The 25847-nt window shown below is 71.3% G+C and carries 28 protein-coding genes; 15 read left to right on the top strand and 13 right to left on the bottom strand.

What is annotated here, in order from left to right; all coding sequences use genetic code 11:
- Positions 1-128: 128 nt before the first annotated feature.
- Positions 129-1340, bottom strand: a complete 1212-nt coding sequence (locus AB0B33_RS40660) for an FAD-dependent monooxygenase (protein WP_360782016.1) — start codon at positions 1338-1340, stop codon at positions 129-131.
- A gap of 77 nt (positions 1341-1417) precedes the next feature.
- Between AB0B33_RS40660 and AB0B33_RS40655 the strand changes: the two genes are divergently transcribed.
- Together AB0B33_RS40655 and AB0B33_RS40650 are read left to right on the top strand one after the other, a co-directional pair.
- Complete coding sequence (locus AB0B33_RS40655) at positions 1418-1951, top strand: TetR/AcrR family transcriptional regulator (RefSeq protein ID WP_247023331.1); 534 nt, start codon at positions 1418-1420, stop codon at positions 1949-1951.
- A gap of 76 nt (positions 1952-2027) precedes the next feature.
- Complete coding sequence (locus AB0B33_RS40650; RefSeq protein ID WP_360782026.1) at positions 2028-2519, top strand: pyridoxamine 5'-phosphate oxidase family protein; 492 nt, start codon at positions 2028-2030, stop codon at positions 2517-2519.
- Here the strand turns inward: AB0B33_RS40650 and AB0B33_RS40645 are convergent.
- Together AB0B33_RS40645 and AB0B33_RS40640 are read right to left on the bottom strand one after the other, a co-directional pair.
- A complete protein-coding gene (locus AB0B33_RS40645; protein ID WP_360782013.1) occupies positions 2516-4138 on the bottom strand; it encodes an acyl-CoA dehydrogenase family protein in 1623 nt (540 codons plus the stop codon). The genes AB0B33_RS40650 and AB0B33_RS40645 overlap by 4 nt on opposite strands.
- The gene (locus AB0B33_RS40640) at positions 4122-4727 is read right to left on the bottom strand and encodes a TetR/AcrR family transcriptional regulator (RefSeq protein WP_247023328.1); all 606 of its coding nucleotides are present in this window, start codon (positions 4725-4727) and stop codon (positions 4122-4124) included. Before AB0B33_RS40640 ends, AB0B33_RS40645 begins: the two co-directional genes overlap by 17 nt.
- 441 nt (positions 4728-5168) lie before the next feature.
- On the opposite strand from AB0B33_RS40640, the gene AB0B33_RS40635 reads away from it, so the two are divergent.
- Positions 5169-6134 carry an SDR family NAD(P)-dependent oxidoreductase gene (locus AB0B33_RS40635; RefSeq protein ID WP_360782011.1) on the top strand — a complete coding sequence of 322 codons (966 nt, stop codon included), beginning with the start codon at positions 5169-5171 and terminating at the stop codon, positions 6132-6134.
- Here AB0B33_RS40635 and AB0B33_RS40630 read toward each other — a convergent pair.
- Together AB0B33_RS40630 and AB0B33_RS40625 are read right to left on the bottom strand one after the other, a co-directional pair.
- Complete coding sequence (locus AB0B33_RS40630) at positions 6106-6279, bottom strand: DUF1345 domain-containing protein (RefSeq protein WP_360782024.1); 174 nt, start codon at positions 6277-6279, stop codon at positions 6106-6108. The two genes, AB0B33_RS40635 and AB0B33_RS40630, sit on opposite strands and share 29 nt — an antisense overlap.
- Positions 6280-6449: 170 nt before the next feature.
- Complete coding sequence (locus AB0B33_RS40625; RefSeq protein ID WP_360782009.1) at positions 6450-7013, bottom strand: XRE family transcriptional regulator; 564 nt, start codon at positions 7011-7013, stop codon at positions 6450-6452.
- Between the two features lie 43 nt (positions 7014-7056).
- Here AB0B33_RS40625 and AB0B33_RS40620 point away from each other — a divergent pair, with 43 nt between their 5' ends.
- The 5 genes from AB0B33_RS40620 (at position 7057) to AB0B33_RS40600 (ending at position 10363) form a co-directional block, all read left to right on the top strand.
- On the top strand, positions 7057-7572 hold the full coding sequence (locus AB0B33_RS40620) for an N-acetyltransferase family protein (RefSeq protein WP_360782007.1): 516 nt from the start codon (positions 7057-7059) through the stop codon (positions 7570-7572).
- A 32-nt stretch (positions 7573-7604) separates the two neighbouring features.
- Positions 7605-8051 (top strand): SRPBCC domain-containing protein, encoded by a 447-nt coding sequence (locus AB0B33_RS40615; protein WP_360782005.1) that lies wholly within the window; start codon positions 7605-7607, stop codon positions 8049-8051.
- Positions 8048-8383 carry a metalloregulator ArsR/SmtB family transcription factor gene (locus tag AB0B33_RS40610; RefSeq protein ID WP_360782003.1) on the top strand — a complete coding sequence of 112 codons (336 nt, stop codon included), beginning with the start codon at positions 8048-8050 and terminating at the stop codon, positions 8381-8383. The genes AB0B33_RS40615 and AB0B33_RS40610 overlap by 4 nt, the downstream gene beginning before the upstream one ends.
- Before the next feature lie 2 nt (positions 8384-8385).
- Positions 8386-8826 (top strand): SRPBCC domain-containing protein, encoded by a 441-nt coding sequence (locus AB0B33_RS40605; protein WP_360782001.1) that lies wholly within the window; start codon positions 8386-8388, stop codon positions 8824-8826.
- A gap of 547 nt (positions 8827-9373) precedes the next feature.
- Positions 9374-10363 (top strand): tyrosine-type recombinase/integrase, encoded by a 990-nt coding sequence (locus AB0B33_RS40600; protein ID WP_247023320.1) that lies wholly within the window; start codon positions 9374-9376, stop codon positions 10361-10363.
- A gap of 4 nt (positions 10364-10367) precedes the next feature.
- Here the strand turns inward: AB0B33_RS40600 and AB0B33_RS40595 are convergent, their stop codons facing one another.
- On the bottom strand, positions 10368-10739 hold the full coding sequence (locus AB0B33_RS40595) for a hypothetical protein (protein ID WP_247023319.1): 372 nt from the start codon (positions 10737-10739) through the stop codon (positions 10368-10370).
- Positions 10740-10805: 66 nt separating this feature from the next.
- Between AB0B33_RS40595 and AB0B33_RS40590 the strand changes: the two genes are divergently transcribed.
- Complete coding sequence (locus AB0B33_RS40590; protein WP_360781998.1) at positions 10806-11597, top strand: glycerophosphodiester phosphodiesterase; 792 nt, start codon at positions 10806-10808, stop codon at positions 11595-11597.
- Between the two features lie 43 nt (positions 11598-11640).
- On the opposite strand, the gene AB0B33_RS40585 is transcribed toward AB0B33_RS40590, so the two are convergent.
- Complete coding sequence (locus AB0B33_RS40585; RefSeq protein ID WP_360781996.1) at positions 11641-12312, bottom strand: transglycosylase family protein; 672 nt, start codon at positions 12310-12312, stop codon at positions 11641-11643.
- Positions 12313-12556: 244 nt separating this feature from the next.
- Here AB0B33_RS40585 and AB0B33_RS40580 point away from each other — a divergent pair, with 244 nt between their 5' ends.
- The 3 genes from AB0B33_RS40580 to AB0B33_RS40570 all read left to right on the top strand — a co-directional run bounded on the left by AB0B33_RS40580 (position 12557) and on the right by AB0B33_RS40570 (position 15317).
- Positions 12557-13957 carry an MFS transporter gene (locus AB0B33_RS40580; protein WP_247023316.1) on the top strand — a complete coding sequence of 467 codons (1401 nt, stop codon included), beginning with the start codon at positions 12557-12559 and terminating at the stop codon, positions 13955-13957.
- A 21-nt stretch (positions 13958-13978) separates the two neighbouring features.
- Entirely contained in the window at positions 13979-14743 is a 765-nt protein-coding gene (locus tag AB0B33_RS40575; protein WP_247023315.1) for a thymidine kinase, read from the top strand.
- A gap of 226 nt (positions 14744-14969) precedes the next feature.
- On the top strand, positions 14970-15317 hold the full coding sequence (locus tag AB0B33_RS40570; protein WP_003081521.1) for an RNA polymerase-binding protein RbpA: 348 nt from the start codon (positions 14970-14972) through the stop codon (positions 15315-15317).
- Positions 15318-15454: 137 nt separating this feature from the next.
- Here the strand turns inward: AB0B33_RS40570 and AB0B33_RS40565 are convergent, their stop codons facing one another.
- Both AB0B33_RS40565 and AB0B33_RS40560 read right to left on the bottom strand, forming a co-directional pair.
- Entirely contained in the window at positions 15455-17053 is a 1599-nt protein-coding gene (locus AB0B33_RS40565; protein ID WP_360781994.1) for a pentapeptide repeat-containing protein, read from the bottom strand.
- A gap of 147 nt (positions 17054-17200) precedes the next feature.
- Positions 17201-17812 (bottom strand): NUDIX domain-containing protein, encoded by a 612-nt coding sequence (locus AB0B33_RS40560; RefSeq protein WP_360781992.1) that lies wholly within the window; start codon positions 17810-17812, stop codon positions 17201-17203.
- A gap of 48 nt (positions 17813-17860) precedes the next feature.
- Between AB0B33_RS40560 and AB0B33_RS40555 the strand changes: the two genes are divergently transcribed.
- Entirely contained in the window at positions 17861-18610 is a 750-nt protein-coding gene (locus tag AB0B33_RS40555) for a DeoR/GlpR family DNA-binding transcription regulator (RefSeq protein WP_360781990.1), read from the top strand.
- Here the strand turns inward: AB0B33_RS40555 and AB0B33_RS40550 are convergent.
- Positions 18543-19337 (bottom strand): PIG-L family deacetylase, encoded by a 795-nt coding sequence (locus AB0B33_RS40550; RefSeq protein ID WP_247023312.1) that lies wholly within the window; start codon positions 19335-19337, stop codon positions 18543-18545. The genes AB0B33_RS40555 and AB0B33_RS40550 overlap by 68 nt on opposite strands.
- A gap of 35 nt (positions 19338-19372) precedes the next feature.
- Here AB0B33_RS40550 and AB0B33_RS40545 point away from each other — a divergent pair, with 35 nt between their 5' ends.
- On the top strand, positions 19373-20125 hold the full coding sequence (locus AB0B33_RS40545) for a class I SAM-dependent methyltransferase (protein ID WP_360781988.1): 753 nt from the start codon (positions 19373-19375) through the stop codon (positions 20123-20125).
- Here the strand turns inward: AB0B33_RS40545 and AB0B33_RS40540 are convergent.
- The 3 genes from AB0B33_RS40540 to AB0B33_RS40530 are packed head-to-tail and all read right to left on the bottom strand — an operon-like array spanning position 20112 to position 24126.
- Positions 20112-20879, bottom strand: coding sequence for a polyprenol monophosphomannose synthase (locus tag AB0B33_RS40540; RefSeq protein ID WP_360781986.1), 768 nt, complete (start codon positions 20877-20879; stop codon positions 20112-20114). The two genes, AB0B33_RS40545 and AB0B33_RS40540, sit on opposite strands and share 14 nt — an antisense overlap.
- A 26-nt stretch (positions 20880-20905) precedes the next feature.
- Entirely contained in the window at positions 20906-22519 is a 1614-nt protein-coding gene (gene lnt, locus AB0B33_RS40535; protein WP_360781984.1) for an apolipoprotein N-acyltransferase, read from the bottom strand.
- An 11-nt stretch (positions 22520-22530) separates the two neighbouring features.
- Positions 22531-24126 carry an amidohydrolase gene (locus AB0B33_RS40530; protein WP_360781982.1) on the bottom strand — a complete coding sequence of 532 codons (1596 nt, stop codon included), beginning with the start codon at positions 24124-24126 and terminating at the stop codon, positions 22531-22533.
- A gap of 131 nt (positions 24127-24257) precedes the next feature.
- Between AB0B33_RS40530 and AB0B33_RS40525 the strand changes: the two genes are divergently transcribed.
- Complete coding sequence (locus AB0B33_RS40525; RefSeq protein ID WP_360781980.1) at positions 24258-25643, top strand: lysine 2,3-aminomutase; 1386 nt, start codon at positions 24258-24260, stop codon at positions 25641-25643.
- Positions 25644-25847: the final 204 nt, after the last annotated feature.

Below are 25847 nucleotides of genomic sequence, written 5' to 3'. Positions count from 1 at the left end.
GCAGCAGCGCCGGGACCTCGGCCCGGGCCCGCCAGGCGGCGAGGTCCAGCGCGACTGGGCGCGCGGGCTCCTCCCCGCGCGCCCGCCCGTGCTTCCTCGGGTGCCGCGGCCGACGTCGAGCACCACCGTCAGCCCACCGGGGCGGCCTCGTAGTCCTTGACCGGCATCGAGTCGTGCATCCGCACACCGCCGGTGTTGAGCTTCGCGACCGCGCGGCTCACCCCGGCCGGCAGGGCCGAGATCAGCCGGCCGCCGGTGGTCAGCGCCCAGACCCCCGCCCGCGACGCCGGGATCAGGCTCCGGGCCGCCCCGACGGCGAAGGCGCGGCTCTTGCGGACCAGCTCGCCCATCTCCTGTTCGTAGGCGGCGAACGCGCGTTCGTGGTCGCCGCCCGCCGCGGCCAGCTCGCCGGCCAGGACGTACGCGCCGAGCACCGCCAGGCTCGTGCTGCCGCCGACCGCCGGGCCGGGGCAGTAGCCCGCGTCACCGACGAGGGTGACGCGGCCGCGTGACCAGGTGTCCAGCTGCAGCTGGGTGATCGAGTCGAAGTAGAACGGGCCCGGCCCGTCCAGTCCGGCGAGCCACTCGTCGACCTGCGGGTGCATCCCGGCGTACGCCTCGCGCAGCAGTTCTTTCTGCCGCGGGACGTCGCGGTGGTGGTAGTCGAGCTCCTCGTCGCGGCGGAACAGGAACACCGCGCGGGCGTCGTCGAGGTGGCGGGCGCTGTAGATGCCCGCGGTGCGGCCGGCGCCGAGGTGCATCACCGTCTCGCCGTCGAGGCCGAGGGTGTCCGGCAGGGACAGCACCGCCAGGTAGGCCCCGATGAACCGGGTCAGCCCGGCTTCCTCGCCGAAGACCAGGCGGCGGATGTTCGAGTGCAGTCCGTCGGCGCCGACGACGATGTCGAAGCGGCGGGGCGCGGCGTGCTCGAACGTGACGTCGCCGTCGGGGGAGAGGGCGGTGACGGAGTCGCCGAAGAGGTACTCGACGTCGTCGCGGCCGGCGTCGTAGTAGATCTCGCCGAGGTCGTCGCGCATGATCTCGACGTGCCGGTCGGAGGTGGCCTGGAAGATCTTCGACAGGTCCACCCGCGCCGGCCGGCGGACGCCTTCGCGGTGCAGGGTCATCCGGGTGGTGCCGGTCTTGAGCGCTTCCACGCGGGGCAGCACGCCCATCTTCTCGGTGATGTCCATGGCGGGCCGGAACAGGTCGACCGCGTGGCCGCCGGTCTTGCGCAGCGCCGGGGCGCGTTCGACGACGGTGACGTCGAAGCCGTGACGGCTGAGCCAATACGCCAGCACGGGGCCGGCGATGCTCGCGCCGGAGACGAGGATCCGCATGAGTACCTCCCTGACTTAACGGTAGGTAAGTTGTACCACGTCTCCTTACCTATCGGTAAGTCAGTTATGCTGGGCGGGTGCCGAAACCCTCCGACACCAAGCAGCGCATCCTGGACGTCGCCCGCGACCTGTTCACCAGCCAGGGCGTCCAGCGCACCAGCCTCCAGGACATCGCCGGCCGGCTCGGCATCACCAAACCCGCGCTCTACTACCACTTCCCGTCCCGCGACGACCTCGTGCTCAGCATCGTCCAGCCGATGCTCGACGACGGCGAAGCGTTCCTCCGCACCCAGGAAGCCCGCGGCGACGCGCCGGTGCGGGAGCTGATCGAGGGGTTCTTCGACTTCAACTACCGCCACCGCGCGGACGTGATCATGCTGCTGGCCGAGATGCCGACCCTGGCCGAGCTCGGCCTGATCGACAAGGTGCTGGGCTGGCGCACCCGGCTCACCGAACTGATCTGCGGCCCGTCCCCGACGCTCGCGCGCCAGGCCCGCGCGATCCTGGCCCTCGGCGGCCTCCAGGACGTCTGCATGCAGTTCCCCGACGCCCCCGTCGAGGAGCTCAAAGCCGCCGCGGTCGCCGGCGCCCTCGACGCGCTCGGCGGCTGATGTCGAAAACCCGGTGACGACTCCGTCCCAGGGGCAGCAGCGGCCACCACCGGCCGCCCCGGAGACGGAGGACACCGTGGAGCAGAACGAGATCACCGAGGTGCTGAACCGGCCCTACAGCAAGGAACTGCTGGCCCGCGACATCACCCGCCTGGCCTACGTCGCCCAGGACGGCACCCCGCGGTCGGTCCCGATGGCGTTCACCTGGAACGGCGCGGAGATCGTCATGTGCACCGCGAAGAACATGCCGAAGCTGCGCTCCCTGCGGGCGAACCCGGCCGTCGCCATGACGATCGACACCGAGTCCCACCCGCCGAAGATCCTGCTGCTGCGCGGCCGCGCCGAGCTCGACGTCGTCGACGGCATCCCGCAGGAGTACCTGACGATGAACGGCAGCTACGAAATGACGCCCGAGCAGCGCGTCGAGTGGGAGCGCGAGGTGCGCTCGCTCTACGACGGCATGGTCCGCATCGTCGTCACCCCCACCTGGGCGAAGCTCATCGACTTCGAGGAGACCCTCCCCAGCGCCGTCGAAGAGCTCGCCCGGCAGCGGGCCGAACGCGGCTAGCGCACGGCGGCGCGCTCGATGATCGCTCCGGTGTCGACGCCGGCCGGGAGCGTGCCGAAGGCGATGCCCCAGTCACCGCCGAAGCGGGAGGCGCAGAACGCGTCCGCGACCGCCGGGTGGCCGTGGCGCACCAGCAGCGAGCCCTGCAGGACCAGCGCCATCGACTCCACCACGCGGCGCGCGCGGTACTCGATCGCGTCCAGGTCGGTCAGCTCCTTGCGGAGCCGGTCGACGGCGTCGTCCAGCCGCGCGTCGCCGCCGGCGGCCTGCTCGACCTCGGTGAAGAACGCGGCCACCGATTCGGGCTGCTTGCCCATGGCGCGCAACGCGTCCAGCGCCGCCACGTTGCCCGAACCCTCCCAAATGGACGACAGCGGCGCCTCGCGGTAGAGCCGCGGCATGCCCGACTCCTCGACGTAACCGTTGCCGCCGAAGCATTCGAGGGCTTCGGCGGCGTGCGCCGGCGCCCGCTTGCACACCCAGTACTTCGACACCGCCAGCCCGAGCCGCCGAAACGCCTGCTCCTGCGGGTCGCCGGTCCGGTCGCCCGCCGCGGCCAGCCGCATCGCCACCGTCGTCGCGGCTTCGGACTCGACCACGAGGTCGGCCAGCACGTTGGCCATCAGCGGCTGGTCGACGAGCGCCTTGCCGAAGGCGTGCCGGTGGGTCGCGTGGTGGACCGCGCGCACGGCGCCCAGCCGCATCCCGGACGCGCTGCCCAGCGTGCAGTCGAGCCGGGTGTTGTTGACCATCTCGATGATCGTGCGGACCCCGCGGCCCTCTTCGCCGACCAGCCAGCCGACGGCGTCGTCGTACTCGATCTCCGAGGACGCGTTCGACCGGTTGCCCAGCTTGTCCTTCAGCCGCTGCAGCCGGATCGGGTTGCGCGAACCGTCGGGCAGGACGCGGGGGAGCAGGAAGCACGACAGCCCGCCCGGCGCCTGCGCCAGCGTCAGGAACATGTCCGACATCGGCGCGGAGGTGAACCACTTGTGCCCGACGAGGGTGTAGCTGCCGTCGGCGCTCGGGGTCGCGGTGGTCGTGTTGGCGCGGACGTCGGAGCCGCCCTGCTTCTCGGTCATCGACATGCCCGCGATCAGGCCGCGCTTGGTGCCCGGCTCGCGCAGCCCGAAGTCGTACTCGGTCGCGGCCAGCAGCGGCTCGTACCGCGCGGCGAGCTCGGGGTTGGCCCGCAGCGCCGGGATCGCGGCGTAGGTCATCGAAATCGGGCAGCTGTGCCCGGCCTCGGCCTGGCCCCAGACGTAGAACTTCGCCGCGCGGGCCGCGTGCACGCCTTCGCGCGGGTCCTGCCACGGCGTGCCGTGCAGGCCGTGGCCCACCGCGACGGTCATCAGGTCGTGCCAGCGCGGGTGGAATTCGACTTCGTCGATGCGGTTGCCGTAGCGGTCGTGGGTGCGCAGCACCGGCTCGTTCTCGTTGACCAGCCGGCTCCACTCCTGGACCTGCTCGCTCCCGGCCAGCCGGCCCAGCTCGTGCACCTCGGCGGCGGCCCAGCCCGCGCCCGCCCGCTCCAGCCCTTCGAGCAGCGCGGGGTCGTCCCCGGCGTCGTGGCCGGCCAGGGGTGGGACCTGGTTGGTGACCTCATGCGTGGCGGGCATCGGAACCTCCTAGAGCGCGGACGACGAACGTGCGGAGCTCGGCGACGTCACCGGCGTTACCGCTGGTCAACGGACCGATGAGAACTTCGGCGGCGGCCCCGACCAGCGCGGCGGCGGTCAGCCGGCCGTCCTGCGGCGGCAGCGCGCCCTGCTTCACCCCGGCGGCGACGTGCTCGGCGACGACCTCGGTGAACGCCCGCCGGAACTCGAGCCGCTCGGCGTCGATCAGCGCGTCGACCGGCTCGGCGAGCAGCGCGTAGGCCTGCCGGGGCGCCTTGAGCGCGCGCTGGGCGAAGGTCTCGAACACGGCCAGCACCCGCTCGGCGGGCTCACCCGGCCGCGCGGACGCGGCCCGCACGGCCTCGACCTCGCGGGTCACGACCTGCCGGAACACGTGCACGACGAGGTCGGCCTTGGTGGGGAAGTGCTTGTAGACGCTGCCGACGGCGACCCCGGCGCGCTCGGCGACGGCGGCAACGGAGCACCCGCCGTAGCCGTGCTCGGCGAGCTGCTCGGTCGCCGCGGCGACGATCGTCTCGCGCTGGGCATCCAGGCGTTCCTGCACCTTGGGGGTGCGGCGGTAGGGCACGTCAAGAAGTGAAGCACTGATTCACTTCTTCAGTCAACGCTCCGGCAGCTAGAAAAGCTGCCACCGCGCGGGGCGAGCGCAGCGCCACGACGTCCACATCGGACGCCGGCAGCGTCCGCCGCAGTTCCGGGGGTGCCGCCACCGGTAGGTCAGCAGCCACCGCAGCCGCACCTCCAGGACGTCGTACGGTCCGTCGCGGCGCCGCGATCAACTCCCGTTGCCGCGTCACCCACTCCGCCCGCGCCAGCCCGACCGGCACCGGCTGCCAGAACACCTTGTCCAGCTCCAGCCCGCCCGACCGGCCGCCCGGTCACCACACCGAGCCGCCGCGCGAACAGCGGCTTGCCGGCCCCGCCGCACCCCAGCACCAGCACCCGCTCCACGCCGTCACCCTCCCGCGCGCTTGCGCTGGAGCGCACTCCAGCTCCTACCGTCGAAACCATGACCACCCCGCAGCACAAGATCGGTTCCGGCTTCGGCGCCACCAGCACCGCGGCCGAAGTCCTCGACGGCATCGACCTCACCGGCAAGCTCGCCCTCGTCACCGGCGGCTACTCCGGCATCGGCCTCGAAACCACCCGCGCCCTCGCGAACGCCGGCGCCCACGTCGTCGTCCCCGCCCGCCGCCGCGCCACCGCCGAAGCCGCGCTCGACGGCCTCGCCGAGGTGGACGAACTGGACCTCGGCGACCTCGACAGCGTCCGCGCCTTCGCCGACCGCTTCCTCGCCACCGGCCGCCGCCTCGACGTCGTCATCGACAGCGCCGGCATCATGGCCTGCCCCGAAACCCGGGTCGGGCCCGGCTGGGAAGCCCAGTTCGCCACCAACCACCTCGGCCACTTCGCCCTGGTCAACCGCCTCTGGCCGGCCATCGCCGACGGCGCACGCGTCGTCTCCGTCTCCTCCCGCGGCCACCACTTCTCACCCGTCCGCTGGGCCGACCCCCACTTCGAGACCGGCTACGACAAGTGGCTCGCCTACGGCCAGGCCAAGACGGCCAACATCCTCTTCGCCGTCCACCTCGACCGGTTCGGCCGCGACCGCGGAGTACGCGCCTTCGCCCTGCACCCCGGCTCGATCCTGACCAACCTCGCCCGCCACATCCCGCAGGACGAGCGCGTCGCCCAGGGCTGGGTCGACGAAAACGGCGTCCCCAGCGGCTACTTCAAAACCCCCGAAGCCGGCGCGGCCACCCAGGTCTGGGCCGCGACCTCACCCCAGCTCGACGGCCACGGCGGCGTCTACCTCGAAGACTGCGACATCGCCGGACTCGCCCCCGAGGGCGACGGCGTGACCGACGTCGGCCTCCGGGTGGGTGTCCGCGACTACGCCATCGACCCGAGCGAAGCCGCCCGCCTGTGGGCGTTGTCGGCCGAACTCACCGGCGTCGACGCCACTTCCCGGTGATCACCCGCCGGATCGGCCGAGTCTGAACCTCCACATCGGACGTCGCGAACGAAGTCCCCACCGTGAAAGCGAAGTACGCGAAATCCAGCAGGTTCGGCCGCTCCGTCGCCGGGAACTGCAAGCCCGCCTCCGCACGGTAGTGCACGTGCGCGTACCCGAAGTGCGGCAGGATCCGCGCTGCCAGCACCGCAGCCACGCCGGCTCGCCGTCGGCGACCAGCCGGTACCGGCGGATCCGCAGGAACTCCGCGCACTGGTACCAGATCCTCCGCAGACGGCTCACCGCGCGAAGCTGGCGGCACCACGGATCACCTCTTCAGGTGGCGTGCTTGAGCAACGCCACCAGGTACCGGCAGGGGAGCGCACCCGGGTTCGCGAACACGCAGTCCGACGGCGCGCCCAGCTGCAGGCAGTCCCCGGCCGCCAGGTCGTGCACTTGCGCACCCTCGTGGAACCGCAGCTGCCCGGCCAGCACCCAGATCTGCTGGTGCAGGAACGCGTACGTCCCCGCCGCCATCGCCACCTCGGCGCCCGGGGGCAGTTCGACCTCCACCAGCTCCAGCGGCCGGCCGGCGGCGGGGGAGACGGCGCGGCGGCGGTAACCGGTTTCCGGGTCCACCCACACCGGCTGGTCCGCCGCCCGCACCAGCCGCCGCTCGTCGCCCTCGGCTCGGGCGATCAGCTCCGAGAGCGTCAGGCCCAGCGCGTCCGAAAGCTTCGCCAGCAACGCCGCCGTCGGCTGGACGTCGCCCCGCTCGATCTTGCCGATCATCGCGCGCGACACCCCCGAGCGGTCGGCGAGCGCCGCGGCCGAAAGACCGCGGGACGTCCGGGTGGCGTGCACGGTGGCCGCCAAGCGGGCGGACAGGGGATCGGTCATAACCGTGGATACTATACGATCCATTCTGGCTACCATATGAGCCATGATCCGCGACGCCACCACCGCCGACGCCTCCGCCTGCGCGGCCATCTACGCGCCCTACGTCACCGACACCGTCATCTCCTTCGAAACCGAAGCGCCCGACACCACCGAAATGGCCCGCCGCATCACCGCGGCCCACGCCTGGCTCGTTCTCGAAGACGACGACCACATCGCCGGCTACGCCTACGCCACCCCCTTCGCCGCCCGCGCCGCCTACCGGTGGTCCTGCGAAACGAGCATCTACCTCGAACGCGGCCGCCGCCGCACCGGCGCCGGGCGCGCCCTCTACGAGAAGCTGTTCGAACGGCTGCGCGAGCGCGGGTTCCACCGCGCCTTCGCCGGCATGACCCTGCCGAACGAAGCGAGCGCCGGACTGCACCGCGCCCTCGGCTTCGAGCCGGCGGGCGTCTACAGCCGCGTCGGCTGGAAGCACGGCGCCTGGCACGACGTCGCCTGGGTGCAGCACGACCTCAACGCAACTGAAGGTTGCACATCCGCGCCCCGCGAGCTAACGTGACACGCAACCAAACGTTGCACAAAGGAGCGGACATGGACCACGGCACCCTCGAACGCGAACTCCACATCGACGCCACCCCCGACGTCGTCTTCGACGTCGTCAGCAACCCCGAACACGTCCGCGAATGGTGGCCCGACGAAGCCGACTACCCAGTCGAACCCGGGGGAGAAGGCCACATCGCCTTCGACGGCCAGCAAGTCCGCTTCACCGTCGTCGACGCCATCCCGCCGAAGCTCTTCTCCTTCCGCTGGACCCACGCCGACGGGGAGACCGCCGCACCCGGCAACTCCTTCCTCGTCGTCTTCGAACTCGAACCCACCGCCACCGGCACCCGCCTGCGGATGACCGAAACCGGCTTCCGCGAACGCGGCTGGGACGAAGCCAAGATCGCCGCCGAATACGCCGACCACGAAAGCGGCTGGGACCACTTCCTGCCCCGCCTGCCCGCCCGCGCCGCCGAGGTGGGGGCCACCCGGTGAGCACCGCCGTGGACGACGACCTCTGGTCGGCCATCGGCGACCCCACCCGCCGCCGCATGCTCGACCTCCTGCTCACCGAAGGCCGGGGGACCGCGACCAGCCTCAGCGAGCACCTCCCGGTGACCCGCCAGGCCGTCGCCAAGCACCTCGCCATCCTCGACCGCGTCGGCCTCGTGCACGCACAGGCCGAAGGACGCGAAAAGCAGTTCCGCGTCGACGAAACCCAGCTCGCCCGCGCCGTCGCGCAGCTCACCGACGTCGGCAACGCCTGGGACGCCCGGCTCCGCCGCATCAAGCACATCGCCGAAACCATCGAACGGAAGAAGCAGTAGAAATGGACATCCTGCACCGCATCGGCGTCCAGAACGCCACGCCGGAGAAGGTCTACGAAGCGCTCACCACGATCGACGGCCTCGCCGGCTGGTGGACCGAGAAGACCGAAGGGGAGACCGGCGTCGGCGACGTCATCGCGTTCCGCTTCATCCCGGGCGGCTTCGACATGAAGGTCATCGAGCTCGACCCGGGCCGGCTCGTCCGCTGGGAGGTCGTCGACGGCCCGCCCGAGTGGATCGGCACGACGATCCGCTGGGACCTGGAGCAGCGAGACGACTACACGATCGTCCTCTTCAAGCACGAGGGCTGGCGCGAGGCCGTCGAGTTCATGCACCACTGCAGCACGAAGTGGGCGATCTACCTGATGAGCCTCAAGCAGCTCGTGGAGACCGGGGAGGGCGCCCCAGCACCGCGGGACGTCATGATCAGCGACTGGCACTGACGTTACTTGACATAATGTACATTATCGGCACTTGGGGACACGCTGCGACGGGAAGCCAGGAGGGGTGCCAAAGCCGGGATCCGGCGGTGGTGCGTTCGCTTCGCCAGGACAGCTTCTCCTGAGGTTTCCGCTCCGCCGTTCTCCCGCGTCGGGCGCCACGCAACCCTGAAGGCGCCTCTTGGGGGGGCCGCAGGAGCATCCCCTGGAGCCGCGGAGCCGATGTCCTGCCACTCGACCCCAAAACGTCACGGTGACGAAACTCTAGGGGTCAAGTAGGTCTCCGGAGATGTCAGGTCGACGACGCAAGACGTCGCCGTGGGTCGCCTCGGGTCATCCGGCCTCCTGAGGTGGCCCACGGCCGGCCGGGCACTCGAACATACGTGCGCATCCCCGTCGTGAGCATCGAGAGGCGATTCGGGGCCTGAAATCGACTTCGCGAAAGACCCGGATCCCCCAGGGGGTCACTCCGGGCTAAACCGACATTTCATGCATAATTGCCATTATGCATGAAATGTCGGGGGACCCGGGCACCGGAATTGTCGGTGCTGTGCGGTACAAGATCCACATGAGGCTTTCCGAGGCGCAGCAAGCCTTCTTCGCCGCCCGCCGGCCGCGCAAGGACTCGCCGCACACCACCGACGCCTACCGGCGGGACCTCGCCGGGATCACCACTCTCCTGGTTTCGGAGCTCGGCCGCCCCGCCGAGGACCTGGAGGTGGCCGAGCTGACCGGGCCGGCGCTGCGGTCGGCGTTCGGCGCGTTCGCGGACGGGCACGCGAAGAGCTCGGTGCTGCGGGCGTGGTCGACGTGGAACCAGTTCCTGACGTTCTGCGTGGCCGACGGCTTGCTGCCGGGCAACCCGATGGGTGCGGTGGCGCGGCCGCGGACGCCGGCGTTGACGCCGAAGCCGTTGCGGGGTGAGGAAACCCCGGAGCAGCTGCTGTCGGCGGCGGCCGCCGGGTCGCGGCGCGCGCGGGATCCGTGGCCGGAGCGGGACGTGCTGGTGATCGCGCTGGGGCTGGTGGCGGGGTTGCGGGCGGCGGAGATGCGGGCGCTGACGTCGCGGTCGCTGGTGGGGCGTGCGGGTGAGCTGCGGTTGCACGTGAAGGGCAAGGGCAGCCGGGATCGGTCGATCCCGGTGCAGCCGGTGCTGGCGGAGCTGATCGAGCGGTACCGGGAGTCGTGCCGGGTGCGGTTCCCGAACGTGCGGTCCTCCCCTGGTTCGCCGTTGCTGCTGGACCGGGCGGGTGAGCCGATCGGGCGGGGTGCGCTGGAGTACCTGGTGAAGTCGTGTTACCGGGGTGCGGGGTTGCACGACCGGGTGCCGGCGGGGGCGAACTTGCACGCGTTGCGGCACACGTTCGCGACGCGGTTGGCGGAGGACGGGGCGACAGCTTCGGAGATCATGGCGTTGCTGGGGCACGCGAGCTTGGCGACGAGCCAGAACTACATCGAGGCGACGGGTCGTGAGCAGCGTGCGGCGGCGGCGAGCAACCGGACGTACCGGGCCCTGGACGGGTTGGGCGCGGGGTCGTGAGGGGTCAGCGGAGTTGTTCGAGGTCCTTGGCGGCGCGGGCGATTTCGTCGGCGAGTCCGCGTAGCTCGCGGGCGTCCGCTCCGTCGTCGACGGCGGTGACGATGTCTTCGGCGGCGCAGCGGAGCTGGAAGAGGCGGTCCTGGAGGGCGGCGATCTCGGTGTCGGAGAGCACGACGGCGTCTTCGGGCAGTCCGCTTCGCTGGAGTGCGGTGCGGCGTTCGTAGGCGCGCTGGCGGCAGGATTGGCCGCAGTAGCGGCGCCGTCGGCCGACGTTGCCGGCTTCCGGGAGGCGGCGGCCGCACCAGCCGCAGTGCTTGGGGGCGCCGCGGCGGGCCGGGACGGGTTCGAGCTGGGTCAGTTCGGCGGCTTCCCTCACCCGGGAGACCCTAGCTGGCCATCGCCGGGTCATGCCGGGGTCATGGCGGAAGTGCACACTTGGGGGATGCAGCCGTCGTTCCCGTACCTGGCCGATCCGCTCCCCCGCGCCTTCGCGCACCGGGGGTGGCACCTCGATGAGCTGGACGGGTTGGAGAATTCGCTGCCGGCGTTCCAGCGGGCGTGCGCGGAGGGGTACCGGTACCTCGAGACGGACGTGCACGCGACGGCGGACGGTGTGGTGGTGGTGCACCACGACGCGAACCTGGACCGGACGACCGATGGTGCCGGGGCGATCGCGGCGCAGACGTGGGAGCAGCTGAAGGGCGTCAAGGTCGGTGGGAAGGTGCCGTTGTCGCGGCTGGAGGACGTACTGGAGGAGCTCCCCGACGCGCGGTTCAACATCGACGTGAAGGTGGATCGGGCGGTGGAGCCGTTCGTGCGGGTGCTGGAGCGGACGGGTGCGCACGACCGGGTGGCGGCGGCGGCGTTTTCGGACGCGCGTTTGGTGCGGTTGCGGAAGCTGGCGGGGCCGAAGCTGGTGACGGCGATGGGGCCGCGGTCGGCGTTCGCGTTGTGGGCGCGGGGGAAGCTGCCGCTGCTCCCCCTGGGCCGGCTGGTGCTGGGGGCGATGGCGCAGGTGCCGGTGCGGCAGGGTGCGTTGCGGGTGGTGGACAAGGCGTTCGTGTCGATCGCGGGTCGGTCCGGGATCGAGGTGCACACGTGGACGATCGACGATCCGGCGGAGATGCGGATGCTGCTGGACCTGGGGGTGCACGGGATCGTGACGGACCGGCCGGACCTGCTGCGCGAGGTGCTGATCGAGCGGGGCGCGTGGCAGCGGTCGCAGGGCTCGTGAGTGGTCAGGCCGGTTCTGACCGCCCTAGCCACTCACGAGGGGGTCAGCGAGGTGCTTTGCCCTGCCAGGCGGCGGTCCAGGTCTTGGGGCCGAGGAGGCCGCTGTCCTTGATGCCGTTGGCGCGTTGGAGGTCGAGGACGGCGGTGCGGGTCTTGTCGTAGTAGCAGCCGGTGCCGGTGAAGCCGTAGCCGTAGGCGTTCATGCGGAGCTGGAAGGCCTTGAGCGGGGCGGCGCAGTCGCCGTAGGAGTAGACGACGCCGGGCCAGGCGGGCATCGGGCCGCCGGGGGGTGGCGGGGCAGGTTGGGGTGCGGGGCCGCCACCGATGTAGGCGGAGTCGGCGTAGGTGGGGACGCGCTTGCTGCGGGCGTCGGCGTCGCCGGCGAGCTTGAGCATGCCGGCGCACTGCCAGGGTTGCCAGCCGCGCATGCGGTAGAGGTAGAGGGCGCGGTAGTCCTGTTCGGCGGGTGCGGCCTGGTCGGGGCGGCCGGTGCCGCCGACGCTGCGCCAGGTGGGCAGGTCGAACTGGTAGGCGCCGTAGTAGCCGTTGCCGGTGTTGGTGGCGTAGCGGCCGCTGGATTCGCACATGCGGAGCTTGGCCCAGGCGGTCGGCGCGGGGTCCGCGGAGGCGACAGCGGGGATGGTCAGCTGCAGACCCATGGCGGCGAAGGCGAGGAGCAGGACTCTCGCGACGGTGCGTCTCCGGATCTGGATCATGGGAGCACAGTAGGAGTGTGCCCCACTGACCACAAGGGACACACTGCGCGCCTCAGTCTCACATGAAACACCGTTCACATCTGTTCGCGACACGCGGTGACGGCGGGACCGTGATTGCCCCGGAAGTGGCGGATGCGCGCGATGCGACAAACCGGACACGGTTTCGGCGGTGCTGTGAGCGTCGTCGCTACCTCCCAGTAGTCTCCGCGCTGACCTGGAAGTTCTTGATTCGAAGGAGCCGTGGATGACGCTGGCCGGGACGCGCTCGACCAAGCGCGAGCGCTGGGGCTGGTATTTCTACGACTGGGCGAATTCGCCGTTCTATTCGTCGTCGACGACGGTGTTCGGCGCGTTGTCCATGAGCGAGATCGCGGCGGCGGACGCGAAGACGAACTTCACCCTTAACGGGGACCGCGCTTGCCTGAACGCGGCGGGCAAGGCGGACACGCTGCACAACTGCGACGTGACGTTGTTCGGGCTCCACTTCCCCGCCGGTTCGGTGTGGGGCTACCTGCTGTCGGTGGCGACGGTGGTGCAGGTACTGGTGCTGCCGATCGCGGGTGCGGTGGCCGACCGCAGCCACAACAAGCGGCGGATCCTGGGCGGGTTCGCGTTCCTGGGTGCGGCGGCCGCGGCGGCGATGTTCTTCCTCGCGGGGTCGGACTGGCAGCTGGGCGTGGTGCTGTTCATCATCGCGAACATCGGTTACGGCGGTTCGCTGGTCGTCTACTACTCGTTCCTGGTGGACATCGGGAGTCCGGACGAGCGGGACGACATCTCGGCGAAGGGCTGGGCGTTCGGGTACCTGGGTGGCGGGCTGGCGCTGGCGCTGCAGCTGGGGTTCTACCTCGGGCACGCCACGTTCGGGGTCAGCGAGGGCATGGCGGTGCAGATCTGCTTCCTGACCTCGGGGCTGTGGTGGGCGGCGTTCACGATCCCGGCGGTGCGCCGGCTCCCCCGCCGGCACACCCCGGTCGACGTCGTGCCGGGCCGGACGGTGCTGCGGGCGGGCTTCGCGGAGCTGCGGCAGACGCTGGTGTCGGCGAAGGCGTACCCGTTGACGCTGGCCTTCCTGGGCAGCTACCTGGTCTTCACCGACGGCATCAACACGGTGGTCACGGTGTCGGCGCAGTACGGCAAGGACGAGCTGGGCTTCGGCAACAGCGTGCTGATCATGACGATCCTGGTGATCCAGTTCGTGGCGTACCTGGGCGGGACGCTGCACGGGCTGGTGGCGCGGCGGATCGGGGCGAAGCGGACGATCCTGGGCAGCCTGGTGCTGTGGGTGGTGGTGCTGGCCGGGGCGTACTTCGTGCAGCCGAAGCAGATGCTGCAGTTCCTCGCGGTTGCGGTGGGGATCGGGCTGGTGCTGGGGGGAACGAACGCGCTGTCGCGGTCGTTGTTCAGCCAGATGATCCCGGCGGGCAAGGACGCCCAGTACTACTCGCTCTACGTCGTGGGCGAGCGCGGGACGTCGTGGCTGGGGCCGCTGGTGTTCGCCGGGGTCGGGCAGGCGACGGGGTCGTTCCGGCTGGCCATCGTGGCGCTGGTGATCTTCTTCGCGGCGGGTCTGGTGCTGGTGTGGCTGGTGCCGGTGCGGCGGGCGATCGTGGCGGCGGGCAACACCCCGCCGGAGGTGCTCTAGGCCCCGATAGGGTCGACGGTCGTGACCTTTGTGAACGACCGGGCCGCCGGCCCCGACCCCACGGACGCCCTGTCGTCGGTCCCCGCGGCCGGTTCGCGCCGCGGTACGCCGCCGGTGGGCAGGCTGAAGTTCTGCTACGGACCGATGGACTGCGGGAAGTCGACGCTCGCGCTGCAGATCGACCACAACCACGCCCGGCAGGGGCGGCGTGGCCTGATCCTGGTGCGCCACGACCGTTCGGGCGCGCCGCAGATCTCGAGCCGGATCGGGCTGACGCGGCAGGCGGTGGAGGTCGTCGAGGAGACCGACGTGCGGGACCTGGTCCGGCAGGAGTGGGCGCGCGGGCAGCACGTGGACTACGTGGTGGTGGACGAGGCGCAGTTCCTCTCCCCCGCCCAGGTCGACCAGCTGGCGGAGCTGGCCGACGAGGTCGAGATCGACGTGTACTGCTTCGGGATCGCGACGGACTTCCGGAGCCGGCTGTTCCCGGGAGCCGCTCGTCTGTTCGAACTGGCGGACGAGCTGCAGCCGGTCCAGGTGGAGGTGCTGTGCTGGTGCGGGCTGCCCGGGCGGTTCAACGCGAGGGTGGTCGACGGCGAGGTCGTGCGGGAAGGCGATACCGTCGTGGTGGCAGATACCGAACAATCCGTAGTTGAAACTTCAGCTTCAGCACGATTTGAGGCCGAATTCGCTACGGTGCGTTATCAGGTATTGTGTCGCCGCCACTTTCGATCGGGTGACTTGGGGCCGGTTACTGCTCATCACGGTCAGTTACGGTTGACCTGAGTCAGGCCCCAGTAGCCCATCCGGGGGATATCAGCACTAAGAAGGCCGTATTGACGTCACGCCGGAGCGCGAAACGCCTCCTACTAGAGGAAGCTGATGCCGGCGGGTGACGCAGCTCATCGTGAGCAACGACATGGTCTCCCGGGAATCCCCGGGGGCCCTGACTCGTTGCATAGGGTGAGCATCACCCTGGCTCCACCCCGGAGCTGACTGAAAGGACCCCACTATGGCCGACCGTGTTCTTCGTGGAAGCCGGCTGGGAGCGGTCAGCTACGAGACCGACCGCAACCACGACCTCGCTCCACGCCGCACTGTGCGTTACGCATGCCCGAAGAACCACGAGTTCGAGGTGCCGTTCTCCGACGACGCCGAGATCCCGACGGTCTGGGAGTGCCGCCTGCACGGCAGCGAATCGGAGATCGTCGACGGTGGGCAGCCCGAGCAGAAGAAGGTCAAGCCGCCGCGCACCCACTGGGACATGCTGCTGGAACGGCGCACGATCCCCGAGCTCGAGGACCTGCTCAACGAACGTCTCGCCGAGCTGAAGGGTCGCCGGACCTCCCGGTCCGCGTAGTCCCGCCCAGCCCGTAGCAACCGCGACCACCACAACGGAAAGGCCCCCGCGACCTCCCCCCGCGGGGGCCTTTCACCTACCTGGCGGCCGGCGACCCGGGCGAATCCGAGCTTTGGACGGCGAATCTCCTGTCCGGGTCAGTTCGCGTCGGGTCCGGGCTCTGTCCGCTCGAAGGTGTGCCAGGTGCCCGGCAAGTCCTCGGCGGTGATGTGCTCGTCAGCCGGACGCCATCCAGGCGGCCAGAGCACTGGGCGACGGCCTTGAAGCCGGTTCGTGCGCGCGGCCATCGAGGAGTACCGGGTCAGCACGTCCTGCTCGATCAGTGCGCCGTCGAAGCCGACGAGTCCATCGAACGTCGCTTCGGTGAACCACGTGCACTCCGCAAACCTTGCCTTCGCGAAATCGGTTCGCCCGGCGAACTTCGCAAGGAGGAAAGAGTGGTACCCGAGCACCGAGGTCAACTGGGGCTTGCCGAACGTCGTTCCGGTGAAGCTGACTTCATCGGTGAACGTGGCGCCGTCGAACCGGGCGGGTCCGGTGAACCTCACCTCGTTGAACCTGGTGAACCCGGCAAAGCTGACTTTGTCGAACCGGGCGCCGCCGCCGAAGGACACGTCGATGAAGCTGTTGCCGTAGGGCTTGGAATGATCCAGATCGTACGGCCGGACGGGGTCCCCGGCGAAGGTCGCCGCACTGAAGTCGGCGAGGGCGGTGAACGTTGCCTTGTCGAAGTGGGCGGGGCCGGCAAAGGCCGCCTTGTCGAACTGGACAGGCCCGGTGAACGCCGCCCCGGCGAACGAGGTGGTGCCGACGAACCTCGCGCCGGTGGCCAAGAAGGTGCGGGCGGCGCAACCGGCGAGGGCGAAGTCGATCAGGGTCGCTCCGGCGAGGTCGAGATCGACATCGGCCCAGAAGCCCGGCGATTCGTGGACGATCCAATCGGGGCCCCGGAACCGGGGGGTCAAATGACTGAAGAGCAGGCGTTGGGCGGTGAGCCGAACCTCTCGTTCCTGCAGGTTCGCCTGATGATCAGTGCGAGGCGGCGTCGAGCTGGTGGCGGACGCGGGTCGATCGCGTGACGTCCGCAGTGGAGCACGCGGTCGACCGAGCCGCCGCTGCGGCGGCTCGTCCGCCGGCACGGCGTACGGCATGCGCAGGTAGGCGCACAACACGTTCACCACGGTCTGCCGTTGCGGTGGGTTGTCCTGGGCCAGGCGTTCCAGGGCATACATCCCGCCCAGCCGGACCGCGGCGTGGTCCGACCCCAGTTGCCCGACTGACGTGCTGTACAGGTCGGTCACACGACGTGAGATGGCGTCCCATTCCGATGCGTCCGCAACGCGTTTGGAGTGCAGGCGGTTGGTCTCGGCGACCTGTTCAGCGTGGTCCTGGGTGCGATCGCGCTGGTCGAGCTCGGCCTGTCGATGCCGCAGTTCGGCGTGCCGGGCCTCCAATTCCAGCTCCTGTGTCCGCTGCCGCCGGGTAGCGAGGTACAGGGCGAACAAACCACCCCCGGCCACCGCCACCGACGCCGAAACCTTCACCACGTCCAGCTGCGCCGCGGCCTTCTTCTCGGGATCGGCCAACGCCAGACTGTCAATCCACTGCCACAAAACCCACCCCGCCACCCCCGCCGCGGCCAGCACGACCACGGCGACCACCGGCACTGTCCACCGCGGCAACAACGGACGCGGTACCAGCGGGTGCGAGGGTGGCAAGGACATCTCTCTGGTCACCGCCGCATCATCGCGTGACACCGGGAGCAACCCGACGCATTCCCGGGCACTCCCCACCATCGCTTGAACCTCGGCTATCGGATGGCCGAACGACGTCACTGTCCGCTTCCACCCGCGTGCCGGCGAACGCCCTGAACGGGCTCGGGCCTACTCTCGCGGTCTGAACGGGCCGGCCAGTGCCGCCCACTGCAGGAGCATGATCGTCTTCGCGTCGGCGATCTCCCCCGTGCCGATCATCTTCAGCGCGTCCTCGAACCGCAGCTCCACCACTTCGATGTCCTCCCCCTCCGCCGCGATCCCGCCACCCGCACCGCGGTCGGCCGGGTCGTACGGCGCCGCGTAGCAGTGCAGGCGCTCGGTGACCGAGCCCGGGCTCGTGTAGACGTCGAACACGTGCTCCAGCGCGCCGATGCGGACGCCCGTCTCCTCCTGGGCCTCGCGGCGGATCGCCGTCTCCGGGTCGTCGGTGTCCAGCAGGCCCGCGGCCGTCTCCAGGAACATGCCGTCCGGGTGGTCGTTGACGTAGACCGGGTAGCGGAACTGGCGGGTGAGCAGCACCGTGCCGCCCGCCGGGTCGTACAGCAGCACCGTGGCGCCGTTGCCGCGGTCGTAGGTCTCGCGCTGCTCGGTTGTCCAGCGGCCGTCGCGGTGCTGGAAGTCGAACGTCGTGCGGCGCAGGACGTACCAGGCCGAGGACAGCAGCTCGACGTCAGTGATCCGGACGCGCGGGTTGCGGGCCGGGCTTGTCGAAGAGGTCATGCCGCGACCATAATGTGCACGACTCGGAAGAAACAAGGAGGATCGTGCATGCTGGTCGGGGAACGCCGTGAACTGCTGCTCGCCCGGCTGGCGGGCGAGGGCAAGGTGCTGGCGAAGGACGTCGCGGCCGAGCTCGGGGTCTCCGAAGACAGCATCCGGCGGGACCTGCGCGACCTGGCCGCGGCCGGGCTGTGCCAGCGCGTCTACGGCGGGGCGCTGCCCGTCTCCCCCGCGCTCGCCGACTACGCCGGCCGCACCGCCATCGCCGTGGCCGGCAAGGACCGGGTCGCCGCGGTCGCCGCCGGGCTGGTCCGGCCCGGGTCGACCGTCATCCTCGACGGCGGCACCACCACCCTCGCCGTCGCCAACGCCCTCCCCCGCGACCTCGAGGCCACCGTCGTCACCCACAGCCCGACCGTCGCCGTCGCGCTGCTCGAGCACCCCGGCGTCGAGGTCTTCCTGCTCGGCGGGCGGCTGTTCCGGCACTCCGCCGTCACCTGCGGCGCCGCCGCGGCCGAGGCCGCCCAGGCGATCAGCGCCGACGTCTTCCTGCTCGGCGTGACCGGCGTGCACCCCGAGGCCGGGCTCACCACCGGCGACGCCGACGAAGCCGCGATGAAACGCACCCTGGCCCGCCGCGCGGCCGACACCTACGTGCTGGCCAGCGCCGAGAAGATCGGCGCGGCGTCGCGGTTCACCGTCCTGCCCTTCGCCGACGTCGCCGGTGTGATCACCGACTCCGCCGACCAGAACGTGCAGGAACTTGCAGACCTCGGGGTGCCGATCCTGCGGGCGTGACCTCGGCGAACCACTCGCGGCCCGCCACCACCGCGAACAGCGGTGCCGGCAGCCACACGAGCAGCCGCAGCACCGCCGAGAGCCGCCCGGGACCGCGGACGTCGGACACGTGCGCGGCGAGCGCCGCCTGCTTGCGCCCGGCGAAGCGACGGACGTCGAAGCGGTGGGTGACGGCCGCACCCGGGCTGTAGGCGTGCTCGAGCGCCTCGGCGTCGTACCGGAACGGGATCCGCAGCGCCCGCAGCACCCGGACGAACCGCAGCGCGAAGTCGCGGGGCAGCGTGGCCTCCAGCAGCCGGGTCCCGGTCAGCCGGGCCGCCCGCCGCGCCACTTCGTGCACCTTGACGTGGTCGGGGTGGCCGTAGCCGCCGTGGGCGTCGTAGCCGAGCAGCAGGTCGGCCCGCTCCTCGTGCAGCAGGGCCGCGAGCCGGTGCGCGGCCTCCTCGGTGTCCGCGCGGGCGAAGCGCTGCCGGCCGGGCGGGTCCGGGTACAGCTCCGGCCCGTGCCCGCTGTCGGCGTACCCCAGGTGCACGACGCGCCGCACGCCGAGGATGGCCGCCGCGGCCTCCAGCTCACCCCAGCGGGGTGTCGGGTGCTCGGCCACCATGCCGTCGGTGGCCACGACGACCACCACCCGGTGCCCGTCGGCCGCGGCCCGGGCCAGGGTGCCGCCGCTGAGCAGCACGGGGTCGTCAGCGTGGGCGTGGAAGGCCACGATGGTCGTCATCGGCCCCATCATGGCCCAGAACGGGAGAAGACGACGTGAGTGAACACCGGGCCCGGTTCGCGGCGATCTTCGACGAGGAGGTCCGCAGGCACAACGAGCGGTTCCGGGCGGTGGCCGCCGTGCGGCCCGGCGAAGACGTCCTCGACGTCGGCTGCGGCACCGGCGAGTCCACCCGCGAAGCCGCCGCGGCGGGCGCGAACGCGCTCGGCGTCGACCTCTCCGCGCCGGCCATCGCCAAGGCCCGCGAGCTCGGCGGCGCGGCGTTCGAGGTCGCCGACGTCCAGACGCACCCGTTCCCGGCGACCGCGTTCGACGTCGTGCTGTCCCGGTTCGGCGCGATGTTCTTCCCCGACCCGCCCACGGCCTTCGCCAACCTCGCCCGCGCGCTGCGCCCCGGCGGCCGCCTGGTGCTGCTCGTGTGGCAGGACCGCGACCGCAACGAGTGGTACTCGCTGCTGCGCGACGCGCTGGCCCCGGGCGCCGAGCCACCGCCGCCCGGGCCGCACTTCTCCCTCGGCGACCCCGGCCGCACCCGGGCGCTGCTCGAAGGCGCCGGCTTCACCGGCGTCGAGTTCACCGAACTGCGCGAACCGGTCTGCTACGGCCCGGACGCCGCCGCGGCGACCGAGTTCGCGCTCGGCCTGCTCGACGTCAAGCAGCTGCTCCCCGACGGCGACGAACACGCCGTGACGCGCCTGCGGGACGCCTTCGCCGCGCACGAAACCCCCGAAGGCGTGCTCCTCGGGGCCCGGACGTGGCTCGTGACGGCGCGGCTCAGCCGCGCTTGACCAGCCGCCGCACCTGGTGCCAGCGCCGCTCCACGCCCCACTTCGCCACCCGCAGGAACGCCTCGCGGATGATCGAGCCGCTCATCTTCGACTCGCCGATCTCGCGCTCGGTGAACGTGATCGGCACCTCGACGATCTCGAAGCCCGCGTCGGCCGTGCGCACGGTGAGGTCGATCTGGAAGCAGTAGCCGTGCGAGTTGACCTCGTCGAGGGCCAGCTTCTCCAGCACCGGACGGCGGTAGGCGCGGAACCCGGCGGTGATGTCCCGCACGCGCATGCCCAGCGCGAGCTGCGAGTAGACGTTCGCGCCGCGGGAGAGGACCTGGCGGTTGACAGGCCAGTTCACGACAGCTCCGCCCGGCACGTACCGGGAGCCGATCGCCAGGTCGGCGTCCCCGACGGCGTCCAGCAGGCGCGGCAGGTCCTCCGGCGCGTGCGAGCCGTCGGCGTCCATCTCGACGATCGTGTTGTACTCGCGCGCCAGGCCCCAGCGGAACCCGGCGATGTAGGCGGCGCCGAGGCCGGCCTTTTCGGTGCGGTGCAGCACGTGGACGTGGTCGTTCGCGGCCGCGCGCTCGTCGGCCAGCTCGCCGGTGCCGTCCGGGCTGCCGTCGTCCACCACGAGCACGTGCACGTCCGGGAGTACCTTGTGCAAGCGATCCAGGATCGGGCCGAGGTTTTCCCGTTCGTTGTACGTCGGGATCACCACCAGCACCGGATCGATTTCCCGGGCCCCCCGCGGCGCCTGCGACATCCGTGCTCCTCCGATATCCGCGGCGGTCAGTCCGCCGCTTCCCCTGCTGCCGTGCCGGCGCTCGCGCGCCGGGTGCGAAAACGGAGTACGAGCCCGCCGGCCACCCCGGCGATCGCCAGTGCCAGCAGCCCGTACTCCGTCCACGCACCGAGTCGATCCGACAGCGTAGTCTGCGTCCGGAGCGGGACGCGCCCGACCAGGGAATCCGCGGTGAAAAGGCCCGTTGAGCTGGTCACCGTCCCGTCGGGCGCGACGATCGCGCTCACCCCTGAGACGGCGGACACCACGACCGCCCGGCCGTGCTCGACCGCCCGCAGCCGGGACATGGCCAGCTGCTGCACGCTCATCTCGCTCTCGCCGTACCAGGCGTTGTTCGTCGGCACCACGAGCACCTCGGCGCCGTCGCGCACGGCGTCGCGTGCCGGGTAGTCGAACGCGGCCTCGTAGCAGACGAACACGCCGACCTTGGTGCCCGCGACGGCCAGCGTCTGGTTGGCGCCGTCGCCGGGGAGCATGTCGACGGTCTCGGAGTCGAGGAACGGCGTGACGAGCTCGGCGAGCTTGCGGGCCGGCACGTACTCGCCGAAGGGCACCAGCTGCTGCTTCGCGTAGCGCTGCCCGGGCCCGGTGTGCGGGTCCCAGGCGATCACGGAGTTCTGGATGTGCCCGTCGGGCAGCTCGTAGAGCGCGCCGATCAGGGCGGGGACGCCGAAGTTGGCGACGAGCTGGTCGACCTGCGGGTCGGGGCCGGTGACGGTGGTGGCGCTCTCCGGCCACAGCACCAGGTCCGGCTTGGGGACCTTCCCGGCGCGGACGGCGTCGAGCAGCCGCTGGCTCTCGGCGATGGTGTTGCGCCGCAGCAGGACCCGCTCACCCTGCAGGGCGAGGCCGATGTCGGGGGCGTTGCCCTGGACGGTCGCGATGGTGCGTTCGCCGTCCTGGGCGCCGGTGCCGATCGCGGGCCACAGCGCGAGCCCGGCGAGGACCGGCAGCACGGTGCCGAGCGCGGCGAAGACGGCCGGGCGGGTGACCTCGCGCGTCTCCCACAGGCGGGTGGCGAGCGCGGCCAGGCAGAAGCCGGTGAAGACGACGGCGAGGCCGACCAGCGGGGCGCCGCCGATCGAGGCGAGCGGCAGGAAGGCGCCTTCGGGCTGGCTGAACGCGACCCGGCCCCAGGGGAAGCCGCCGAAGGGGAACCAGGCGCGCGGGGTCTCCAGCGCGATGAACACCAGCGCGCCCCAAAGCGGCGCCGGCGGCAGGCGCGCCACGAGGGTGATCAGACCGCCCGCGAGGCCGTAGTAGAGCGCCAGCGCGAACGACAGGCCCAGCCACGGCCACGGGCCGAAGTCCGGGCCGAGGAAGTCGAGCAGCCACGTCAGCAGCGGCAGGAAGAACACGAACCCGAACGCGAAGCCGTAGCCGAAGGCGCCGCGGAAGCTCCGCCCGCGCAGCACGAGGGCGAACCCGGCGAACGCCAGCGGGGCGAGCCACCACAGCGGGCGCGGGGCGAAGCTCAGGTAGTAGGCGAAGCCGGACACCAGCGCCCCGGCCAGCCGCAGGAGCCACGCGCGGGGGAACCGCCGGGTTCGCGGGGGTTGGTGCGGGGCGCCCGGTTCGGGGTCCGCCACGGTGACTGCCACGACTGAGAACTCTAGGTGATGGCGTCGTGGAGGACCGCACCCGCGCGGACCGTCCGCAGGCAGCGCGGGAGGTCGGCGTCCGGTTCGAGCCTCGGCAGCGGCGGCACGCCGGCGCGCGGGTCGGTGGACCAGCGCTGCACGCGGCTGTCCGGGGTGGCCACGACGAGGTCGGTGGCGTCCCAGATCGCGTAGTGCGCCGGCGCGCCCGGGACGAGGCTGCCGGTGACGCCGTCGTTGACGCCGGCCGCGCGGTGCCCGGCCCGGGTGTGGGCGGTGAACGCCGCCCGCGGCGACAGGCCCGCGCCCGGCGTCCGGTGGTAGGCGCCCGCGCGGACGCTCCCCCACGGGTCGAGCGGTGTCACCGGCGCGTCGGAGCCGAAGGCCAGCAGGACGCCTTCGGCGGCCAGTGCGGAGAAGGGGTTGAGCCCGGCGGCGCGATCGGGGCCGAGGCGGTCGGCGTACATGCCTTCCGGGCCGCCCCAGAGCGCGTCGAACAGCGGCTGCACCGAGGCGACCGCGCCCCAGCCGGCCAGCAGTTTCGCCTGCTCGGTGGTGACCATCTCGACGTGCTCGAGGCGGTGGTGGCGGGCGGCGAGCGCGCGCTGCCCGACCTCCTTCTCGGCGAGCCGGAAGCCTTCGACCACTTCGGCGACGGCGGCGTCGCCGATGACGTGGAAGCCGGCCTGCAGCCCGGCTTCGGTGCAGGCGGCCAGGTGCTCGCCGATGCGGTGGGCGTCGAGGTACAGCGTGCCGGCTCCGGTGTGGTCGGCGTACGGGGCGCTCAGGGCGGCGGTGTGGGAACCGAGGGCGCCGTCGACGAAGAGGTCACCGGCGAGGCCGCGGGCGCCGAGTGCCTTGGCGGTGTCCACCGCGCCGAGCTCGCCCCAGTAGCCGACGACCTCGGGGGTGTCCGGGCCGGCGAGGGCGAGGAGGGCGGTGAGGTCGTCGGCGCCGGAGATGTCGGGGCCGGCGCATTCGTGGACGCTGACGATGCCCTGCTTCGCGGCCTCGGCGAGGAACGCGCGCTGGGCGTGTTCGCGCTGCCCGGGCGTGATGGCGGCGCGCACGGCCGCGCGGACGGCGTGGTGGGCGGCGCGGGTCAGCGGGCCGTCGGGCGACCAGCCGTCGGCGGCGCGGGCGGCCGGGGCGAGCTCGACCAGCGCGGTGGACACGAGCGCGGAGTGGACGTCGACGCGGCTGAGGTAGACGGGCGCGCCGGCGGCGGCGTCGTCGAGCTCGGCGCGGCGGGGCAGGCGCGGGTCGGTCCAGGCGGACTCGTCCCAGCCGTGGGCGAGCAGGACCTGGCCCGGGGTGACGGCGGCGCGAACCCGGCCGAGCAGCTCGGCGCGGTCGCGGACGCCGGTGAGGTCGAGGCCGGTCAGGTGCAGGCCGGTGGCGGTGGCGTGGACGTGGGCGTCGACGAAGGCGGGGGCGACGAAAGCGCCCTGGAGGTCGACGATCTCGGCGTTTTCGTGGAGGGCGCGGGCCGGGGCGTCCTGGCCGACCCAGACCACGGTGCCGCCGGTGACCGCCATGGCCGTGGCGTCCGGGCCGGCGGGGGTGTAGATGCGCCCGCCGAGCAGGAGCGTCGTGTGTTCGTCCGTCACGCCCCCGAGTCTCCCCCTGGTCGCCGGGCCTACTGCACCTGGGGGAAGACATGCCAGCAGGCAGGAAGATTTACTCCGTGAGAACGTTATGACAGGATATTTTCACGCGTTCCCGACGACTAGGAGTACAAGTGACTGCGATCCAGGAACCTGTGACGCCTGCCGCCGCCTTCGACCAGCCCTACGAGTACGCCCGCGCCGAGCTGGTGGAACCCGACTGGCGCCGCTTCCCCGGCTGGCACGACGTGACCGAGGCCGAGTGGCGTGACGCGCAGTGGCAGCGGGTGCACTGCGTCCGCAACGCCAAGCAGCTGCGCGCCCTGATGGGCGACCTGCTCGAGGAGCGCTTCTACGACGACCTGCTCGCCGACCAGCGCGAGATGGCGACGATGTCGATGCTGCTGCCGCCGCAGATGCTCAACACGATGGCGCCCACGGCGGGCACCGACCCGGCGAAGGTCACCGAGGCGTTCTACGCCGACCCGATCCGCCGCTACATGCTCCCGGTCCGCAGTGATCGTGACGCCACCTGGCCGAGCCACCCGCACTCGGAGCGCGACTCGCTGCACGAGGCGGAGATGTGGGTCGTGGAGGGCCTGACCCACCGCTACCCGACCAAGGTGCTGGCCGAGATGATCTCGACCTGCCCCCAGTACTGCGGCCACTGCACCCGGATGGACCTGGTCGGCAACTCGACGGACACGGTCGAGAAGCACAAGCTGACCCTCAAGCCGGTCGACCGCCAGGACGCGATGATCGCGTACCTGAAGAAGACCCCGGGCGTCCGCGACGTGGTGGTGTCGGGCGGCGACGTGGCCAACGTCCCGTGGCCGCAGCTGGAGTCGTTCCTGATGCGCCTGATGGACATCGACACGGTCCGCGACATCCGCCTGGCGACCAAAGCGCTGGCGGCCCTCCCCCAGCACTGGCTCCAGCCGAAGGTCGTCGAGGGCTTGGAGCGCGTCGCCGTGACCGCGCAGCGCCGCGGCGTCAACCTGGCGATCCACACGCACGTCAACCACGCCCAGTCGGTCACCCCGCTGGTGGCGGAGGCGGCGCAGACGGCGTTGAACGTGGGTGTCCGGGACGTGCGCAACCAGGGCGTGCTGATGCGCGGGGTCAACGCGACGCCGGCGCAGCTGCTGGACCTGTGCTTCGCGCTGCAGGGTGAGGCGAACATCCTGCCGTACTACTTCTACATGTGCGACATGATCCCGAACGCCGAGCACTGGCGGGTTTCGGTGCACGAGGCGCAGGAGCTGCAGCACTCGATCATGGGCTACCTGCCGGGGTACGCGACGCCACGCATCGTGTGCGACGTGCCCTACGTGGGGAAGCGGTGGGTGCACCAGCTGGCCGACTACGACCGGGGGCTGGGGATCTCGTACTGGACCAAGAACTACCGGACCGGGATCGAGCTGGACGACCCGGAGGCGTTGCAGCGCCGCTACCCGTACTACGACCCGATCTCGACCCTGCCCGAAGCCGGCCGGAAGTGGTGGGCAAGCCAGGGCTGACATCGGGGCGTCACCGTCCAAGGAATGGGCCGGAGGGGTGCTGCTTGCACCCCTCCGGCCCATTTCGGCCGCACCACCTGTCCCCTCCGGTGGATGCGGGGTTCTTGTAGGGATTTCCCTGACGTGCGGGTGCGCGCACGTCCATAACGTCGGGCGGGTCGTCGACGCCGGTGGTGGGAGACCGCCGGTCGTCAGCAAACGCTT

Source organism: Amycolatopsis sp. NPDC049159 (genome assembly GCF_040648295.1).
Taxonomy (GTDB): Bacteria; Actinomycetota; Actinomycetes; order Mycobacteriales; family Pseudonocardiaceae; genus Amycolatopsis; species Amycolatopsis pretoriensis_A.
Note: the sequence above shows the minus strand (reverse complement) of the source record. Positions and strands in the feature narration are given on the sequence as shown.

Excerpts from the sequence above, each read along its gene's own strand:
- AB0B33_RS40660 (WP_360782016.1), bottom strand. The coding sequence starts at position 1,340 with ATGCGGATCCTCGTCTCCGGCGCGAGCATCGCCGGCCCCGTGCTGGCG.
- AB0B33_RS40645 (WP_360782013.1), bottom strand. The coding sequence starts at position 4,138 with ATGCCCGCCACGCATGAGGTCACCAACCAGGTCCCACCCCTGGCCGGC.
- AB0B33_RS40635 (WP_360782011.1), top strand. The coding sequence starts at position 5,169 with ATGACCACCCCGCAGCACAAGATCGGTTCCGGCTTCGGCGCCACCAGC.
- AB0B33_RS40625 (WP_360782009.1), bottom strand. The coding sequence starts at position 7,013 with ATGACCGATCCCCTGTCCGCCCGCTTGGCGGCCACCGTGCACGCCACC.
- AB0B33_RS40620 (WP_360782007.1), top strand. The coding sequence starts at position 7,057 with ATGATCCGCGACGCCACCACCGCCGACGCCTCCGCCTGCGCGGCCATC.
- AB0B33_RS40615 (WP_360782005.1), top strand. The coding sequence starts at position 7,605 with ATGGACCACGGCACCCTCGAACGCGAACTCCACATCGACGCCACCCCC.
- AB0B33_RS40605 (WP_360782001.1), top strand. The coding sequence starts at position 8,386 with ATGGACATCCTGCACCGCATCGGCGTCCAGAACGCCACGCCGGAGAAG.
- AB0B33_RS40590 (WP_360781998.1), top strand. The coding sequence starts at position 10,806 with ATGCAGCCGTCGTTCCCGTACCTGGCCGATCCGCTCCCCCGCGCCTTC.
- AB0B33_RS40585 (WP_360781996.1), bottom strand. The coding sequence starts at position 12,312 with ATGATCCAGATCCGGAGACGCACCGTCGCGAGAGTCCTGCTCCTCGCC.
- AB0B33_RS40580 (WP_247023316.1), top strand. The coding sequence starts at position 12,557 with ATGACGCTGGCCGGGACGCGCTCGACCAAGCGCGAGCGCTGGGGCTGG.
- AB0B33_RS40570 (WP_003081521.1), top strand. The coding sequence starts at position 14,970 with ATGGCCGACCGTGTTCTTCGTGGAAGCCGGCTGGGAGCGGTCAGCTAC.
- AB0B33_RS40560 (WP_360781992.1), bottom strand. The coding sequence starts at position 17,812 with ATGACCTCTTCGACAAGCCCGGCCCGCAACCCGCGCGTCCGGATCACT.
- AB0B33_RS40555 (WP_360781990.1), top strand. The coding sequence starts at position 17,861 with ATGCTGGTCGGGGAACGCCGTGAACTGCTGCTCGCCCGGCTGGCGGGC.
- AB0B33_RS40550 (WP_247023312.1), bottom strand. The coding sequence starts at position 19,337 with ATGACGACCATCGTGGCCTTCCACGCCCACGCTGACGACCCCGTGCTG.
- AB0B33_RS40540 (WP_360781986.1), bottom strand. The coding sequence starts at position 20,879 with ATGTCGCAGGCGCCGCGGGGGGCCCGGGAAATCGATCCGGTGCTGGTG.